General features: G+C 56.8%; 16 protein-coding genes. 5 read left to right on the plus strand and 11 right to left on the minus strand.

From position 1 onward, the window contains the following. Positions 1-111: 111 nt before the first annotated feature. The 7 genes from VRY85_RS01140 to VRY85_RS01170 all read right to left on the minus strand — a co-directional run bounded on the left by VRY85_RS01140 (position 112) and on the right by VRY85_RS01170 (position 5,480). A complete protein-coding gene (locus VRY85_RS01140) occupies positions 112-693 on the minus strand; it encodes a phospholipid-binding protein MlaC (protein ID WP_414596912.1) in 582 nt (193 codons plus the stop codon). 136 nt (positions 694-829) lie between these two features. Then, positions 830-1,636, minus strand: a complete 807-nt coding sequence (locus VRY85_RS01145; protein WP_414596756.1) for a VacJ family lipoprotein — start codon at positions 1,634-1,636, stop codon at positions 830-832. A gap of 3 nt (positions 1,637-1,639) precedes the next feature. Continuing rightward, positions 1,640-2,101 carry an outer membrane lipid asymmetry maintenance protein MlaD gene (gene mlaD, locus VRY85_RS01150; RefSeq protein ID WP_414596757.1) on the minus strand — a complete coding sequence of 154 codons (462 nt, stop codon included), beginning with the start codon at positions 2,099-2,101 and terminating at the stop codon, positions 1,640-1,642. A 20-nt stretch (positions 2,102-2,121) separates the two neighbouring features. Further along, complete coding sequence (mlaE, locus tag VRY85_RS01155; protein WP_414596758.1) at positions 2,122-2,907, minus strand: lipid asymmetry maintenance ABC transporter permease subunit MlaE; 786 nt, start codon at positions 2,905-2,907, stop codon at positions 2,122-2,124. After that, complete coding sequence (locus VRY85_RS01160) at positions 2,904-3,734, minus strand: ABC transporter ATP-binding protein (protein ID WP_414596759.1); 831 nt, start codon at positions 3,732-3,734, stop codon at positions 2,904-2,906. The genes mlaE and VRY85_RS01160 overlap by 4 nt, the downstream gene beginning before the upstream one ends. A 112-nt stretch (positions 3,735-3,846) precedes the next feature. Continuing rightward, complete coding sequence (gene tenA, locus VRY85_RS01165) at positions 3,847-4,509, minus strand: thiaminase II (RefSeq protein WP_414596760.1); 663 nt, start codon at positions 4,507-4,509, stop codon at positions 3,847-3,849. Between the two features lie 86 nt (positions 4,510-4,595). Continuing rightward, complete coding sequence (locus VRY85_RS01170; RefSeq protein ID WP_414596761.1) at positions 4,596-5,480, minus strand: DMT family transporter; 885 nt, start codon at positions 5,478-5,480, stop codon at positions 4,596-4,598. Positions 5,481-5,567: 87 nt separating this feature from the next. On the opposite strand from VRY85_RS01170, the gene gabD reads away from it, so the two are divergent. Next, the gene (gene gabD, locus VRY85_RS01175; RefSeq protein WP_414596762.1) at positions 5,568-7,019 is read left to right on the plus strand and encodes an NADP-dependent succinate-semialdehyde dehydrogenase; all 1,452 of its coding nucleotides are present in this window, start codon (positions 5,568-5,570) and stop codon (positions 7,017-7,019) included. On the opposite strand, the gene pgi is transcribed toward gabD, so the two are convergent. Both pgi and infA read right to left on the minus strand, forming a co-directional pair. After that, a complete protein-coding gene (gene pgi / locus VRY85_RS01180; RefSeq protein WP_414596913.1) occupies positions 6,994-8,568 on the minus strand; it encodes a glucose-6-phosphate isomerase in 1,575 nt (524 codons plus the stop codon). The genes gabD and pgi overlap by 26 nt on opposite strands. A gap of 91 nt (positions 8,569-8,659) precedes the next feature. Next, positions 8,660-8,920, minus strand: a complete 261-nt coding sequence (gene infA / locus VRY85_RS01185; protein ID WP_414596763.1) for a translation initiation factor IF-1 — start codon at positions 8,918-8,920, stop codon at positions 8,660-8,662. Positions 8,921-9,340: 420 nt separating this feature from the next. On the opposite strand from infA, the gene rfbB reads away from it, so the two are divergent. Next, a complete protein-coding gene (rfbB, locus tag VRY85_RS01190) occupies positions 9,341-10,405 on the plus strand; it encodes a dTDP-glucose 4,6-dehydratase (protein ID WP_414596764.1) in 1,065 nt (354 codons plus the stop codon). Between the two features lie 71 nt (positions 10,406-10,476). Here the strand turns inward: rfbB and VRY85_RS01195 are convergent, their stop codons facing one another. After that, positions 10,477-10,668 (minus strand): YjfB family protein, encoded by a 192-nt coding sequence (locus VRY85_RS01195; protein WP_414596765.1) that lies wholly within the window; start codon positions 10,666-10,668, stop codon positions 10,477-10,479. Positions 10,669-10,755: 87 nt separating this feature from the next. On the opposite strand from VRY85_RS01195, the gene VRY85_RS01200 reads away from it, so the two are divergent. From VRY85_RS01200 to VRY85_RS01210, 3 genes are all read left to right on the plus strand, one after another. Then, positions 10,756-11,604 (plus strand): universal stress protein, encoded by an 849-nt coding sequence (locus VRY85_RS01200; protein ID WP_414596766.1) that lies wholly within the window; start codon positions 10,756-10,758, stop codon positions 11,602-11,604. Positions 11,605-11,762: 158 nt separating this feature from the next. Further along, complete coding sequence (locus tag VRY85_RS01205) at positions 11,763-12,368, plus strand: HdeD family acid-resistance protein (protein ID WP_414596767.1); 606 nt, start codon at positions 11,763-11,765, stop codon at positions 12,366-12,368. Between the two features lie 229 nt (positions 12,369-12,597). Continuing rightward, a complete protein-coding gene (locus VRY85_RS01210) occupies positions 12,598-15,483 on the plus strand; it encodes an EAL domain-containing protein (RefSeq protein WP_414596768.1) in 2,886 nt (961 codons plus the stop codon). On the opposite strand, the gene VRY85_RS01215 is transcribed toward VRY85_RS01210, so the two are convergent. Beyond that, a complete protein-coding gene (locus VRY85_RS01215; protein WP_414596769.1) occupies positions 15,476-16,096 on the minus strand; it encodes an SCO family protein in 621 nt (206 codons plus the stop codon). The two genes, VRY85_RS01210 and VRY85_RS01215, sit on opposite strands and share 8 nt — an antisense overlap. Positions 16,097-16,244: the final 148 nt, after the last annotated feature.

The following is a 16,244-nucleotide window of genomic DNA, read 5'->3' on the forward strand; positions in this document are numbered from 1 at the left end:
GCCTATTATAAACGGCGACGGTGAAAGCTTCCCGTAGGCTCAAGAGGAGCGGGATGCTGAGGGGGGAAGCGGGCGCGCCGCCGAAAGAACGGGCGCGGAGTGTGAGAATGCTTACTGGTGGTTGTTTTTGTTCAGCGCGGTAATCAGGCCGTCGATCCCCGATTGTTGGATCTGCTGAGAAAACTGATTGCGGTAGTTTTGAATCAACCAGATGTTTTCGACGTTGATGTCGTAGACCCGCCAGCCATCCGGGGTCTTCTCGAGGCGGTAATCCACGCCGACGGCCGGGCCGTTTTTCTGGGTGATCAGGGAACGTACGACTACATCGTCAGCGTTGGCGTCACCGCGGAAGGGCTGGATATCAATGCGGGAAACATCATCCACACTGGCCAGTGCACCGCTGTAGGTGCGTATCAATGTGCCGCGGAATGCGTCCACCAGGGCTTGCTGCTGTTCCGGGCTGGCCTGCCGCCAATGGCGGCCTGCTGCCAGACGGGTGGTCTTTTCGAAGTTCACATAAGGCAGAATGAGCTCGTCAACCAGCTCGTTAATGCGCTTCAGGTCGCCGCTTTTGACCAGATCATCATTTTTAACTGCCTGCAGAGCATTGTCTGCCACAGCTTGGACGAAATCGTTCGGCGCCGCTTTGGGGTCTACCGGTTTTTGGGCCAAGGCAGACAGGCTGAACATCATGGCAGCCAACAGTAAGGCGGCACTCGCCCAACGGCGAGCGTAGCGGGGAAAATCAGAAAACGTTAGAGGGGTGTGCATATACATCCTTTTTCTATCCGAACTGTCAGGGGAAGGCGTTTGTCATGCCTTCCCGGCCTTATTGCGCCGCCGTGTCGGAGTCGTCGTCGGAATAATCGGGCAGTTCATCATCGGAGTAGTCGGGGGGAGAGCCGCCATCCGCCCTGCGCTGGTTGACCATAGCGTCGCGTTGTTGCAGATAAGCGTCGCGGATGAAGCTGTAGCGATCCAGAGCCGTTTCATCGACCAGTTTGTCTGCATCCAGCAGGCTTTCGCGCAGATCCACCGCGTAAAGCCCCAGTACTGAATTTCGCAACGGGATATTGTCGATTTCAAAGATCGGTGTGAGTGGGGAAATGTCAGCGGCCATGGAAGTCAGAGTGGCTGTGCCGTCGCGTAGGGTGCTGGCGCCCATGAAAGGTAACACCACATACGGGCCGCTGCCCACGCCCCATACGCCCAGCGTGGTGCCGAAATCGTTGGGGATTTTATGCGCGCCGTTCATGGACGCGACGTCGATACAGCCGCCCAGCCCCATGGTGGAGTTGAATAGCACTCGGCCCAGCGTGTTGAAGAAGTCGTGGCCGCGAGCTTGCAGCATGCTGTTCAGTGCCGACCACATATCGCTGAAATTGCCAAAGATATTGTGGATACAGGAACGCATCGGCTGAGGCGTGAGGTCGCGATAAGCGTAGGCAATGGGCTTAAGCAAAGCACCGTCTACGGCTTCGTTGAACGCGAACGTGCCGCGGTTGAAGTTTTCCCACGGGTCGCGCGGGTTGGTGGGTTCGACCGTTGAGGCGCAACCGCTTACGAAAACCGTGGCGGCGACGGCGGCGGCCAACCCGAGGTGGCGGCGGGCGGTGGGGCGGACGTTATTATTCATTGCTTAATCCTGGCTGCTGGCTGAGCTGTAGAGGAACTTGCTGATGAGTTCTTCTAGTACGACTGCGCTTTGGGTGTATTGGACGGTACTTCCTTGCGTGAGCATTTTATCTTCTCCGCCAGGGGTGATGCCGATGTACTGCTCACCAAGCAGGCCGGAAGTGAGAATGGAGATGGAAGAATCCGTAGGGAATTCATACTTGGACTCAAGGTCAAGGCTCACGACGGCCTGAAAACGCTCGTTATCAAAGGAAATGCCGGAAACCCGCCCGACGACGACGCCACTGCTCTTGACGGGCGCCCTCACCTTAAGGCCGCCGAGGTTATCGAAATAAGCCTGCACCTGATAGGTGGGTGCGAAGGAAAATGAGCTCATGTTTCCGGCACGCAGGGCCAGAAAGACCAGAGCAATGGCGCCCAGCAAAACAAAGAGCCCCACCAGGAAATCGGTTTTTTCGCGGGTCATGTGTGTATCCATTGAATCGATTAGCTGAACATCAGGGCAGTCATGATGAAATCCAGGCCTAGTACAAGCAGGGAACTGGTGACGACCGTTCGGGTGGTGGCGCGCGAGACGCCTTCAGGGGTGGCGCGGGCCGTCCAGCCCGCATGCAGCGCGACAAGCGTGACGGCAATGCCAAACACCACGCTTTTAATAAAGCCGTTCAGGACGTCGTTGATCACGTCTACGCCTTCTTGCATCTGTGACCAGAACGCGCCGGGGTCAATGCCGATGAGCTGCACACCGACGACCCAGCCGCCGATCACGCCCACCATGGAAAAGACCGCTGCCAGAACGGGTAGGGCGATCACGCCTCCCCAGAAGCGTGGCACCAGCACGCGGCGGATGGGGTCTACAGCCATGACCTCCATGGCGGCAAGCTGCTCGCCCGCTTTCATCAGGCCGATTTCTGCGGTTAGTGATGTGCCGGCCCGCCCGGCGAATAAGAGCGCCGTCACGACCGGCCCCAACTCGCGGGTGAGCGACAGAGCGACAAGTAGCCCCAGAGCTTCTTCAGAACCATACCGGCTGAGCGTGTAATACCCCTGCAGGCCCAGCACGAAGCCGACGAATAGCCCCGAGACCGCGATAATGAGCAGGGAATGATTGCCAATAAAGTGCACTTGTTGGGATACCAGACCGGGGCGACGCAGTGCGGCGCCACTGCGAGCCAGTATGGCGCCCGCCAGACGCATGAAAGCTCCCAGGCCGGTTACCCAAGTGCGAACCTGCGAGCCCAGTTTGGCGATGGCATTGAAGGGCGTCGTCATGATCGGCGTCCTTTGCGTTGTTCCAGCCACCGTGTGTAGGCGGGTGAAGCAGGGTAGTGGAAAGCGATGGGGCCATCGGGCTTGCCATCAAGGAATTGCCGCACGTAAGGGTCTTGCGATGCGGATAGTTCGGCAGGAGTGCCTTGCGCAATCAGCTTGCCTTGTCCCACCATATAGACCTGATCAGCAATGCGGAAAGATTCAGCCACATCGTGGGTAATGAGCACCGAAGCGCAGCCGAGCTTGTCAGTCAGGCTGCGGATCAACTCGGCCGTGATTCCCAAGGAAATGGGGTCAAGGCCGGCGAAGGGCTCATCGTAAAGAATGAGTTCAGGTTCCAGCACAATGGCGCGCGCTAATGCGACACGACGTGCCATGCCGCCGGAAATTTCCGAAATACGCAGGTGGGCGGCAGCCTTGAGACCGACGGCATCAAGCTTTTCCAGTACGCGCTCGCAAATCTGGTTTTCAGAAATGCGAGTGTGCTCGCGCAGCGGAAACGCGACGTTCTCGAAGACGTTCAAATCGGTGAACAAAGCCCCTTGCTGGAACAGCACACCCATGCGTTGGCGCAATTGTCTCAGCGTTTCACCAGATAGGCGGGCGATATCCTGACCGAATACGGCTACCCGGCCCTGTTGCGCCACGATTTGCGCAGTCGCGGCGCGTAATAGCGTTGTCTTGCCCGAGCCAGAGCCGCCCATCAGGGCAACCACCTGGCCCTTTCGGGCTTCAAGGCTAATTCCGCTCAACACGGTGAAGTCGCCATAGCCGAGCGCGACCTCGTCGAATTGCAGAATCGTATCTGTGGACGGTGCAGGAGTCATAGGGATGCGGTTAAGAATCTCGCCGTCATTGTATCGTGCACCAAAAAGCAAACCAGCCCAACTCGCATCCCTCGTAACCTGACAAACACCTTAAACCGGGACAGACCCCATTTTAGGTGCGATTCAAGCCCATGCTCCAGAAGTCGGCTTCGAGGCGGGTGGCTTCTGAGAATGTGCGGGCGAGTTCGCGGAAGCGGGCTTCACTGATGTCTTGCATGTTGGCGTTAATCCAATCCACTTCAGCTTGGGCGGCTTGTTGGAACTCTTTGGAGGTGTACATGTCGATCCAGGAGCCATACGGGTTGCCGTGGCGCACGGTGAAGCGTTGGTCCACCAGCCAGTTGCCGATTTCAGCGTAGCCCACAATGCAAGGCGCCAGAGCGATGTGCAAGTCGAGGATATCGCCACGGTTGCCGGCTTCGAGCACATAACGGGTGTAAGCCAGAGTGGCGCGGGATTCGTCCAGCGCAGCCAATTCGCTTTCGCTGATGCCCCATTCTGCACAATATTTCACGTGCAGGTCGAGTTCGATGTCGATAATAGCCTTGAGCGAATCGAGCGATTGCCTCAGTTGACCGATGTCACGGCTTTTGTAAACAGCCAGGCCCCAGGCGCGGCCAAAGTGGATCAGAAAAAGATAATCCTGCTTCAAGTAGTGCTGGAAGGATTCCATGGGAAGGGTGCCGGCCCCCAGCTGTTTGACGAATTCATGCTCGCAGTATGCGCGCCATTCGGCCATGCAATTTTGTTTTAGACGCTCGAATGGTGTGGACATTGCTTTGATATGCCTCCGGAACAAAGGGTTGTGGGAATTGGCAGCCAGCCGTTCGCAGACAATACACATGGGGCAACTCTCCTGCTTCAGCGGGCGTTTTTTTGCTTGCCGGCTCCTATGAAACCGGTGGCCAACAGTGTACCCAAGAGCACGATGGCCGTTCCTGCAAGCATGCGCAGACCAAGGGGCTCGTTCAAGATGACGACGCCCCAGAAAATGCCGAATAGCGGTACGAGGAATGTCACGGTAATACTGCGGGTGGCACCCACCCGGTCGATCAGGCCGTAGTAGATCAAATAGGCCAAGCCGGTACACAGCAATGCTAGAGCCAACGCAGAGCCCCAGGCTGTGGCAGAAACAGGGGTGGTGGGCCATGTATAGATGGCTAGCGGTAACAAGACCAAAGCCGCCGCCGTGACGCTGCCGGCAGCCAAGGCAAGCGGGTCCACACCTTTGAGGAAGCGGGTGGTATAGCTGGCCGCATAGCCATAACTGAGCGAAGCGGTCAGACAAATGAGGATGCCGGTTCCCATACCTCCAGCGTCGAAGGACAGATCATTCCAGACAAGAACAACAATGCCCGTGAAGCCGATCATCAGGCCGACAATGCGCCAGCGTGTGAGTTGTTCCTTCAGCCAGATTCGCGCAATAAGGGCGCCAAACAGCGGGGTAATGGCGTTGATGACGGCCATAAAACTGGCCGGTACAGTTTGTGCTGCGATATTGAAGCAGAGAAACGGCAGGCCGGCGGCGAACACCCCCATAATGCTGATATGCCTGAGATGTCGCCAAATCACGTTGAGCCGACCCCTCAGGCAGGCAAAAATCATGAGAAAAACAGCACCCAGACCGAGGCGCACCTCCACCAGGGCAAAGGGGCCGAACTCTCCGACGCTCAAATGCATGAACAAAAAGGAGCTGCCCCAGATTGCGGCAAGGATGAAAAGATCGCGGTAGTCTTTGGCTAGCATGTGGGAGGTGTCTGCACGGGTGGGGAAGGGCGGTACAACGGAGTAAGATATCCGTGATTATCGTCTTTCAGACTAACGAGGTGGCAAGTGCAGGAATTGAAACATGCAGCGCTGTTCAAGCAGCAGTGTTATATCGACGGTCAATGGCAGGATGCCGATAACGGCGAAACAATTGCCGTGACTAACCCGGCTACAGGGCAACAGTTAGGAACCATCCCCAAAATGGGAGCGGGGGAAACCCGCCGCGCCATCGAGGCGGCTAACGCTGCGTGGCCTGCGTGGAGAGCAAAAACAGCCAAAGAAAGGGCCGCCATTTTGCGCCGTTGGTTTGATCTGATGCTCGCCAATACCGACGATCTTGCCCGCATCATGACGCTTGAGCAAGGCAAGCCGCTGGCGGAAGCGCGCGGTGAGATCGCCTACGCGGCGTCTTACCTGGAATGGTATGCTGAAGAAGGCAAGCGGGCTTATGGCGACACCATCCCCACGAACTCCCCGGCACACAGGGTTGTGGTCTTGAAAGAGCCTGTCGGTGTGTGTGCGGCGATCACACCTTGGAACTTCCCGTCGGCCATGATCACCCGCAAGGCCGCCGCCGCGCTGGCAGCTGGCTGCCCCATGGTGGTCAAGCCTGCGACCCAAACACCTTATTCGGCCCTGGCGTTGGCTGAACTGGCGGAACAAGCCGGCGTGCCTGCCGGCGTGTTTTCGGTGGTTACGGGCTCAGCTTCGGCGATCGGCGGCGAAATGACCAGCAACGATCTGGTGCGTAAGTTGAGCTTCACCGGCTCCACGGAAATTGGCCGCTTGTTGATGGAGCAAACGGCTTCCACCATCAAGAAAGTGTCGATGGAACTGGGCGGAAATGCCCCCTTCATCGTGTTTGAAGACGCTGATCTCGACGCGGCCGTTGAAGGCGCCATCGCCAGCAAATACCGCAACAGCGGCCAGACCTGCGTATGTGCGAATCGCATCTACGTGCACGACAAGGTCTACGACGCCTTTGCCGAGAAGTTCGCGGCGGCTGTTGGCAAGCTGAGGGTAGGCGATGGTACTCAGGAAGGCGTGACGCTTGGGCCGCTGATTGACGAACATGCCGTCAGGAAGGTGCAGGAACACATTGACGACGCCTTGGAGCAAGGCGCGCAGGTACTGGCTGGCGGGCGTGTGCACGAATTGGGCGGCCAGTTTTTTGAACCCACGGTACTGGTCAATATGACGCCTGCAATGCGTGTGGCCAAGGAAGAAACCTTTGGCCCGCTGGCGCCGTTGTTCCGCTTCAGCAGCGATGAGGAAGTGGTGGCCATGGCCAACGATACGGAGTTCGGCCTGGCGGCGTACTTCTATAGCCGTGACATTGGCCGAGTCTGGCGAGTGGCCGAAGCATTGGAGTACGGCATGGTTGGCATCAACACCGGTATTCTGTCAAACGAAGCCGCGCCATTTGGCGGTGTGAAACAGTCCGGCCTCGGGCGTGAAGGCTCACGCCACGGGCTGGACGACTACATGGTGGTCAAGTATCTGTGCATGGGCCTTTAAGGCGTTCGACCCAGTGGCGGGTGGATGCATCGTGATGCGTGCTAGTGGCTTTGGTGCCGTTCAGTTCCTGCGCCAAACCACTGGCCAAATGCTTCCCGTATTCCACCCCCCATTGGTCGAAGGGGTTGATGCCCCAAATTACCCCCTGCACGAACACTTTATGTTCGTATAAGGCCAGCAAAGCACCCAATGTGTAGGGTGAAAGGCGTGGCAGCACAATAAGGTTGGAAGGCCGCCCACCGCCGTAGACACGATGGTGGGCCAACCACTGGGCACGATCTTGCGGCATACCGGATTCCAGGCATTGCTCCAGTGCGGCGTCGTACGATTTGCCTTGCAATAGCGCTTGCCGCTGGGCGAGGCAGTTGGCAAGAAGAATACGGTGGTGATGCGGCCAGCCATGGTCGGCCTGCGCGGCAACGATGAAGTCCACTGGTGCGCCGTCGCTGCCTTGGTGCAGCCACTGAAAAAACGTGTGCTGGGCATCGGTGCCCGGCATGCCCCACACCGCTGGGCCCGTGGGTATGTCGACGGGAACACCGTTCAAGTCGACTGACTTCCCCAGGGATTCCATTTCAAGCTGCTGGATGTAAGGCACCAGATTAGCCAGCCTGAAATCATAAGGGGCGATGTTCAGCGAACCGTAGCCCAGGATGCTTCGATTCACAATGCCCGATAATGCCATTTGCACCGGAGCGTTTTCGGCGATGGGCGCCTCGGCGAAGTGTTTATCCATGGCGGCAGCACCCATTTGCATACCGGCTATGACATCGGCACTGACTGCCAGGGCGGTTGTCATGCTGACTGCCGACCATAGCGAGAAACGGCCGCCGACCCAATCCCACAGCTTGAAGATATGGGCGGCTGGTATCCCCCAGTTCAACGCAGCTTCAGGCCGTGCAGTGATGGCAACGACCTGTTTGTAAGGCTCGGCGACTCCCGCCGCCCGCAGCCATTCCAGCGCGCGCTGGCCGTTTTCCATGGTTTCGGCGGTGGTGAAAGACTTGGACGCCATGACAATGAGCGTGTCATGCGGGTCGAAACCCGCCAAGCCGCCCTGGATGGCGTGGCCGTCAATGTTGGCAACGAAATGGACGTTGCGCCAGGTGCCAGCGTAGCCGAACGCTGCGACAGCCAAACGCACGCCCCAATCGCTGCCGCCAATGCCAATATGCACAATATTGCGCCATTTGCGTTGAGAGTCGGCTGTGTGGATGAACTCAAAAAGACGTTGCCGTTCCGCAGCGATTTCGGGTTGCGCGGCTGGCGCACGCAAGGCGGTATGCCAGGCAGCGCGGTCTTCGGTGACATTGACTATGCCGCCTTCCAGCAGCAGATCACGCTGCGCATTGAAGTCGCGGGCTTCCAGAAGCGCAGCCCCCGCCTGCTCGAGGGCAGGCGAGGCATATTGCCCGCTAATGTCCAGGTCGATGCCTGCGGAATTGATGACGGCAAGTCGAGACGGATCGATCTTTGCGTTTCGGGCTGCATGCTCGAATTCAGCCCATTCCGGCAAGGCAGTCAGGCGACCAGGCGAAGCGCCGTTCATGGGGGTGTTCTGAGTAGGGTATTTCACACATGCTCCAAATGCGAGGCAATTTGAGAGCAATTGTAATGCCGCGCCCTATCGCGGCGTAGGATCAGCGGCGGCGACGCTGAGCGGAGGCGCTGGCGGGGCGGCCCGTCAGGTGGCGGTATGTGATGCGTGCCTTACCGAGATCGTAGGGCGACATTTCGAGGGAAACTTTATCACCCGCCAGAATGCGGATGTGGTGCTTGCGCATTTTGCCACCCGTGTAGGCGATGACGGGGTGACCGTTGTCGAGGGTGACGCGGAAACGGGAATCGGGCAGCACTTCGGTTACCAGACCACCCATTTCGATGAGATCTTCTTTAGCCATGTGTTCTCCTTGTGTGAATCGAACAGGATTCCATAACCGCGTGTGAGCGGCTGGAACGGCAACATTCATGACCATCAGGCCGAATGTTGTAATGATGCGTTCAGAGGAACGGATCGGGGCGGGTGCCGGGACGGCCTGTGAAAGGCTTTGTTGCTGCGCCACGTGGGCGTGTACAGATGTGCGCGAAACCGTAAGAAGGTTGACTGAAATTGCGCGTTGGAAACTGCCGGACTGCCGCTAGAGCGATGAAACTGTTGGCAGAAAATCAGGGCACCTGCCTGAATAACATTGACATTGTAACATGTTTGAGTGCGAATGACTAGGGTTTTCCTCGATGGATATACAGGGGCTAAGTTGAGTAATGCTCACGGGCAAACATGCTATCTTCTTTTTCTTCCCCTCTTCCTTTTTCCGCGTAGCATGAAGATACTCGTCACTGGTGGCGCTGGTTTTATAGGTTCCGCCGTAGTCCGCCATCTTGTCCTGAATACCTCCGACACCGTCATCAATCTCGATAAACTCACCTATGCGGGCAATCTGGAATCGCTTGCCAGTGTTGCGAACCACCCGCGTCATACGTTCGAGAAGGTCGATATTTGCGATGCTGCTGAGGTCGCAAGGGTGTTTCGCGAACACCAGCCGCAGGCTGTCATGCATTTGGCGGCAGAATCTCATGTGGATCGTTCCATAGACGGCCCCGCCGCATTCATTCAGACCAACATCGTCGGCACCTACACCTTGCTGGAAGCTGCGCGCGAATACTGGCGCAGCTTGCCCGAAGGCGAGCGCGACGCTTTCCGCTTTCATCATATTTCCACCGACGAAGTCTACGGCGACTTAGAAGGCCCGGAAGATCTCTTTCTGGAAACCACGCCCTATGCGCCCAGTTCGCCGTATTCCGCCAGTAAAGCCAGTTCCGATCACTTGGTGAGGGCTTGGCGGCGAACCTTCGGTCTGCCGACTCTGGTCACGAATTGCTCGAACAATTACGGCCCTTATCATTTTCCGGAAAAACTCATTCCACTCGTGATTCTGAATGCGCTTGAGGGCAAGCCGCTGCCGATATACGGCAAGGGCGATCAAATTCGTGACTGGCTTTATGTCGAAGACCATGCCCGCGCCCTGTGTCTGGTTCTAAAGCAAGGGCAAGTCGGTGAAACCTACAACATTGGCGGGCACAATGAAAAACGCAACATCGAGGTGGTGCGGGCCATCTGCGCCTTGTTGGAAGAGTTGCGCCCCGAAAAGCCTGCGGGCGTGGCGCGTTACGAAGACCTGATCACGTTTGTGGCCGACCGCCCGGGTCACGATTTACGCTACGCCATTGACGCCGGGAAGATACAACGTGAACTGGGTTGGGTGCCTCAGGAAACCTTCGAGACCGGCCTGCGAAAAACGGTTCAGTGGTATTTGGATAACCAGCCATGGTGCCGCCATGTGCAGGACGGCAGTTACCAGAGGGAACGCCTGGGTTCAGGTGATTAAGCCGACGCAGAAAAAACAACAGTGTGTCGCCGATGTGACGACACACTGTTGTGTTGTAGGGTGCGACTTGCTTACGCGTAAGTATTGACGTTGGTGCCGAGGTGGCCGCTGGTGGCCAGTTTGGGTGTAGCCGCTTCTACGATTTCGGTTACGGTACGGGCCTGCGTATCGAGCGTTTCGCGTAGCAGGTTCATTTGTGCCGATTGGTGGGCATTGAAGTTTTCGAGCGCCAGTGCTGCGCCGACGGTTGCTTCGATGGACATGCGGCCTCCTGAATTATCAATACGGACAGTTTACGACTGGAAATACTTTTGCGCTAGCATGGATCCCGTATCAATCAGGAGCCAGAAATGAGCACATGGAAAAGTATTGCGGTTTTCATTGACTACGCCGATCCCGACTACAGCATTCTCGATTACGCGGGTTGGCTGGCCCAGCAATGCGACGCCCACTTGATCGGCATGTTCAATATGGGTGCCATGTCGGTCGGGGCTGAGGGCTACACCCGGGTGAGGGGGAATGCCGCCATTCAGGAAGCCATTGCCCGGCGTCGTGAACGTGAGCAACGCGCCGTTTTCGAAGCCGGCCAGCGCTTGGCTGAAACAGGTAAACAGCGCGGCGTGTCAGTTGAATTCCGGGTGTTGTGGAGAGCCAACGAAGAAGAAGAGGCCGTGCTCAGCTCTCTGCATTGCGACCTGGTCATCATTGGTGATAGGCGCGAAAGCTGCCTGCCCGAAGGTGTAACGCCTGAACGGGTGGTGTTTGAAGTGGGAGTCCCCGTCATCGTGGTGCCGGAAGGTTGGAAACAGAAGGAAGAGGTCACACGCGTGGTGGTGGCTTGGAATGCCACTCGGGAAGCGCGACGCGCCACCACCGACGCTTTGACATACATCACCATGGCAAAAGAAACGCTGTTGCTGGTGGTCGACCCAGACAAGCAAGCTGCCTCGCAGGGTAATTTGCCCGGAGTCGATGCCGCGCATCATTTGGCCCGTCATGGAGGCAGTATTCACGCGATCACGGAAAATTCTTACGGGCGTCCGATTAATGAAGTCATCTTGTCTGTAGCCGGCAGAGAGGGCGCCGATCTGATCGTAATGGGTGCTTACAGCAAGCCCCGGCGCCGCCAGCTTCTGTTCGGTGGCGTAACGCGATCCATGCTGTCCAACATACGTTATCCGCTTTTAATTTCACGTTGAAGGGCGGCGGGCCACTTCTCGGGGAGCAGGCGGGGTTGATTAGCCAGGCCTTCCTTCCCGTGAGCGGCGGCAAGGAAATTCAAACAGAGCAGCCGTTCTTCGGGGTTATAGTTGGTTGACGAACCTGCGCTACAAATTGGGCTATGGGGAGATGACACATGAACAATCCGAATGATCCTAACCGTTCGAGCAACAACCCCGCCGACTGGCCGGGCAACACGATTGCCGACGCATTGACTCACCTGCAAGCGCGCTGGGGCTGGTTTGTCGGCCTGGGCCTTGTGCTTCTGGTGTTGGGGGTGCTGGCTTTAGGCTATGTTTTCGCAGCGACTTTGGCCAGCGTGCTGTTCGTCGGCGCGATGATGGCTATTGCCGGCGTCGGCCAGTTAGTTCATGCCTGGCAGATCAAACAGGCGCACGGCTTCATTTTCTGGAGTGTGAGCGGTCTGTTCTACTTGGGCGCGGGCCTGTTCGCCATGTTTTACCCTGTTCAGGGGGCTAGCATGCTGACCCTGCTATTTGGCGCCATGCTGATTGCCGTAGGCGCTTTGCGCACTTGGTTATGGTTCAACAACCGTGGCCAGCGTGGTTGGGGGTGGTTGGGAATCTCCGGTGTGCTGACTTTTCTGGTCGGCCTGCTGATAGCCGCGAACTGGCCCGGAAACAGCGTCTGGGTGTTGGGTACTTTGCTGGCGATTGACCTCTTATTCCAGGGGTGGTCGGCTTTGTTCCTGGGGTTTGTACTGCGCCAGCGGGGCCGTTGACCACATGCTCGAGCGCAACCATTAAGCGTCGCCTGAATCTGGTCAATTAGAACTTGACTTGTCGTGCGAGGTATTGCACGATGCACGCTCACATGCTAGTAATATATCTAAATGTAAAAAATGTAGTGGTTATTTAACCGCCAAAGGAAGGCGGTTAAATGATAGCCAGGCGTGTGAACGATGCTTCCGAAAATCTTCCCATGACTCTAACGATAACGTGATTGTGCAAATGCCGACTCGTCTCTGGCGTGCTGCGCTCGATATGGGCCTTCGTAAGAAGGTCGCTATTGTGTTTATCGGCATGCTGACGTTGGCCGCCTTGAATCTCGGCCTTTTGCATCGCATGCTGCAAGAGTTCAACGGCGTGGCAGCTACTGCAACGGTGGCCGGAAAGATGCGCATGCTGGGGCAGAAGTTGGCTTACGAAACGCTGTCCGTCAGTAGCGGCCTCTCCGACGATTACGAGGCCCTCGAGCATGACCTCATCGATTTCGAAGCCGCTTATCTGGTGTTGCGCAGTGGCGGTACAGCGTTTAACGAGGTTGTTCATCCTCTGGCAGCCGATCATGATGTCGCTTTGGGAGCCGTCTGGCTGGCCTGGCGACAATATCGCAACCAAATCCGTTCCATACTGACTTCTGTCGGTCAGGTTAGTCCCTCTGTAGTTGTCGAACAACAAAAAACCTTGGCGACAGCCTCTGCGGCGTTGCTTGAGCAAACCGACCATCTCATTCAAGATCTGTTAGGGGCTACACAAGCCACTCAGCAAGACATGCTGGGCCGCATGTACACGCTGCTGGTTGTGAATTCGCTGATTCTGATCGCAGCCTATCTGGCGATGAGCGCCCAGATTGTCACGCCCCTGCAGCGTTTGGCCCGATATTGCCGGGAACTTGCCAAAGGCCGGTATGGCCAGCGGATTCAACATAAGCCTCAAGACGAAATTGGCCAGTTGACGCGTGCGCTCAATGAATCTTCTGCGCAGATTGGCGAACTTATGAGCGCGATAGAGCATGAGCGCAAGGAACTCTACCGCACCAGCGCCATGTTTCGCGGCCTGGCCCGCAATGCTGTGACAGGCGTGTTCGTTGTTGATGGCGATATGCGCTTTCGTTATGTGAATAGCAAACTGGCGCAGATGTTTGGCTATCAGCCGGACGAAATGGCCAGCAATCTCACCGTTCCCGACTTGCTGGTAGAAGCAGATTTGAACGGTGGCCGCTGGCAACGCAGCACAGGTGAAGACGGGCAGCGCAGTAACGGCTCTGCCACGTCTCATTATGAAACCCGGGCGCGGCACCGCGACGGCTCTTTCCTGGACCTTGAAATTTTTGCTTCGCGCATGGTGTTGGATGGCGCTCCGGCCATTATCGGTATTGCGTTGAACGTCACCGAGCGCAAGAAGGCGGAAGCCTCTATACGGCGCGCGGCGTTGGTTTACGCTAACACCAGTGAAGCAGTCGTGGTGACAGACCCCAACGGCATTGTGGTCGACATTAACCCTGCGTTTACCGCCATTACAGGGTATGCGGCGCAGGAGGTTATCGGCCAGCCGATCAGCCTGCTATCGTCAGGGCGGCAAGATGCTGCTTTTTACCAGGCCATGTGGCGCAGTTTGCTCGAAACCGGCAAGTGGTCAGGTGATATTTGGAACCGCCGCAAGGATGGCACGGAGTATGCCGAACGCCTGACGATTGACACCTCCTATAACGAAGATGGCACAGTGAACTGCCGCATCGGCGTGTTTTCCGATGTCACTGCAGAGCGGTTGAAAGAGGAAACTGTCTGGCACCAGGCAAACTTTGATCACCTCACAGCCTTGCCAAACCGCCAGATGTTCCATGATGAACTTCAGCGGGCGATGGAGCAGGCAGACAAGGCCGATCACAGTCTGGCGCTCATTTATCTTGATCTTGACCTTTTCAAGGAAGTGAACGATTCCTTGGGGCATGACATGGGCGATGAGCTGCTCAAGCAGGTGGCTAAACGCTTACAGCAGGCCATTAGGGGAGACGACCTTGTGGCTCGCCTGGGAGGCGATGAGTTTGTTCTTATTCTTAACCATGTCAAAGATCTCAAGCACGTAGAAGAGGTATGTCATCGTGTGCTCAAGGCAGTGGCCGAGCCCTATATGTTGCGGCATAACGTCGCCACGGTTTCGGCCAGCCTGGGGGTGACACAGTATCCGCACGACGGTAGCAATGTGGTCGAGCTGCTGCAAAATGCTGATCTCGCCATGTATAGCGCCAAAGATGCCGGGCGCAACCAGTATCGCCACTTCTCTCCGCTCATGCAGCAGGAAGCGCAAGAACGACGCGAACTTCTGCGCCATCTGATGCGAGCCGTAGAGCACGAAGAATTCGAGCTCTACTTTCAACCCATTGTCGAGCTATCCACACGCAAAATTAGTAAGGCCGAAGCACTTATTCGCTGGCATCATCCTGAACGCGGCTTGGTTTCGCCTGCTGATTTTATTCCACTGGCTGAAGATTCCGGTTTGATTGTGCCGATTGGCGACTGGGTGTTCCGTCAGGCAGCGGTGCAGGCGGCCAAGTGGCGCCGATACTTGGGCCGTGACTTTCAGATCAGCGTAAACGTTTCTCCCGAACAGTTTATGTCTGAGGAACTTGAACCCGCATCATGGTTGGCCTATGTCAACAGCCTTGGTATGTCAGGCGCGGCAGTGGTGGTGGAAATCACTGAAAGGGTGCTGATGAAGGTGGAAGACGACGTCAAGCGCAAACTGCTGTCTTTCCGCGATGCGGGCGTGCAGGTGGCGTTGGATGATTTCGGTACGGGTTATTCGTCGCTGGCCTACCTGAAGCGCTTTGATATTGATTTCATCAAGATCGATCAGCTGTTTGTGCGCAATATCACCACTGACGCCGATGATCTGGCGTTATGTCAGGCCATGATTGCCATGGCCCACAGGCTGGGGTTGAAAGTCGTGGCAGAAGGGGTGTCTGATGAAACACAGCATGCTCTGCTGGCGCAGGCGGGGTGCGACTACGCGCAGGGGTTCTTGTATTCCAGGCCGGTGCCGGTGGCTGCGTTCGAGCAGTTAATGGAACAGGGGCTTTCCGCAGCCTCCCAGCACAGCGTAACGCTTAATTGAGTTCCAATACCTTACGGATGTCCTCGACGCTTTCCTCCGGCGTCTGCTCATAGCGCAACGCCATGCGCAGTGTGCCTTCGCGGTCGAATACATAAGTCAGGGCGGTATGTTCCATGGTGTAGGTATTGCCGGTAGGGACTTTGGCGTAATACACCCGGTAAGCCTTGGCAACGGCGGCGGTTTCTTGAAGGTCGCCATACAGGCCGAGGAAGCTGGGATCAAACGCTTGTGTGTATTCTCTCAAGACTTCGGGAGTGTCGCGTTCCGGGTCTACGGTCACGAACAGCACTTGCAGCTTATCGGCGTCAGCGCCCATCAGGGACTTGATCTGGGTGGCATTCACCAAAGCGGTGGGGCAGACGTCTGGGCACTGTGTGAAACCGAAGAACATCAGTACGACCTTGCCTTTGAAATCTTCCAGTGTGCGTACGCGGCCGTCCGGATCCTTGAGCTGAAAACCGTCGCCGAATGTGGCGCCGGAGAGATCGATACCATTGACATCCTGCAGGCTGGCTTCGGATTTACCGCAAGCCGTCAGCGCAACAGCCAAGAAGGTGGCGCTGAAGATGGCCAGCAGCGTTCTGCGAAACGAGGAGAAACGAAACAATCGCATGTGTGCTCCAGACAAACATCAAACATTGAAACTCAAAGCTTACCTCAAAGCCTGCACGCTTCCTTGATCTAAGCAAAGGCAGGGCCAATTGGGGTTTACACTCACCCCTGTCTTTATCAAGCTAGAGCGAGTCGGCAATTGGATGAAC

Origin of the sequence: Achromobacter sp. F4_2707, assembly GCF_047501535.1 — a bacterium.
Lineage (GTDB): Bacteria > Pseudomonadota > Gammaproteobacteria > Burkholderiales > Burkholderiaceae_B > Yanghanlia.

Bases quoted from the DNA above. Each gene is read 5' to 3' on its own strand.
- VRY85_RS01140 (WP_414596912.1), bottom strand. From the start codon at position 693: ATGATGTTCAGCCTGTCTGCCTTGGCCCAAAAACCGGTAGACCCCAAA.
- VRY85_RS01145 (WP_414596756.1), bottom strand. From the start codon at position 1,636: ATGAATAATAACGTCCGCCCCACCGCCCGCCGCCACCTCGGGTTGGCC.
- mlaD (WP_414596757.1), bottom strand. From the start codon at position 2,101: ATGACCCGCGAAAAAACCGATTTCCTGGTGGGGCTCTTTGTTTTGCTG.
- mlaE (WP_414596758.1), bottom strand. From the start codon at position 2,907: ATGACGACGCCCTTCAATGCCATCGCCAAACTGGGCTCGCAGGTTCGC.
- VRY85_RS01160 (WP_414596759.1), bottom strand. From the start codon at position 3,734: ATGACTCCTGCACCGTCCACAGATACGATTCTGCAATTCGACGAGGTC.
- tenA (WP_414596760.1), bottom strand. From the start codon at position 4,509: ATGTCCACACCATTCGAGCGTCTAAAACAAAATTGCATGGCCGAATGG.
- VRY85_RS01170 (WP_414596761.1), bottom strand. From the start codon at position 5,480: ATGCTAGCCAAAGACTACCGCGATCTTTTCATCCTTGCCGCAATCTGG.
- pgi (WP_414596913.1), bottom strand. From the start codon at position 8,568: ATGAACGGCGCTTCGCCTGGTCGCCTGACTGCCTTGCCGGAATGGGCT.
- infA (WP_414596763.1), bottom strand. From the start codon at position 8,920: ATGGCTAAAGAAGATCTCATCGAAATGGGTGGTCTGGTAACCGAAGTG.
- rfbB (WP_414596764.1), top strand. From the start codon at position 9,341: ATGAAGATACTCGTCACTGGTGGCGCTGGTTTTATAGGTTCCGCCGTA.
- VRY85_RS01195 (WP_414596765.1), bottom strand. From the start codon at position 10,668: ATGTCCATCGAAGCAACCGTCGGCGCAGCACTGGCGCTCGAAAACTTC.
- VRY85_RS01200 (WP_414596766.1), top strand. From the start codon at position 10,756: ATGAGCACATGGAAAAGTATTGCGGTTTTCATTGACTACGCCGATCCC.
- VRY85_RS01205 (WP_414596767.1), top strand. From the start codon at position 11,763: ATGAACAATCCGAATGATCCTAACCGTTCGAGCAACAACCCCGCCGAC.
- VRY85_RS01210 (WP_414596768.1), top strand. From the start codon at position 12,598: ATGCCGACTCGTCTCTGGCGTGCTGCGCTCGATATGGGCCTTCGTAAG.
- VRY85_RS01215 (WP_414596769.1), bottom strand. From the start codon at position 16,096: ATGCGATTGTTTCGTTTCTCCTCGTTTCGCAGAACGCTGCTGGCCATC.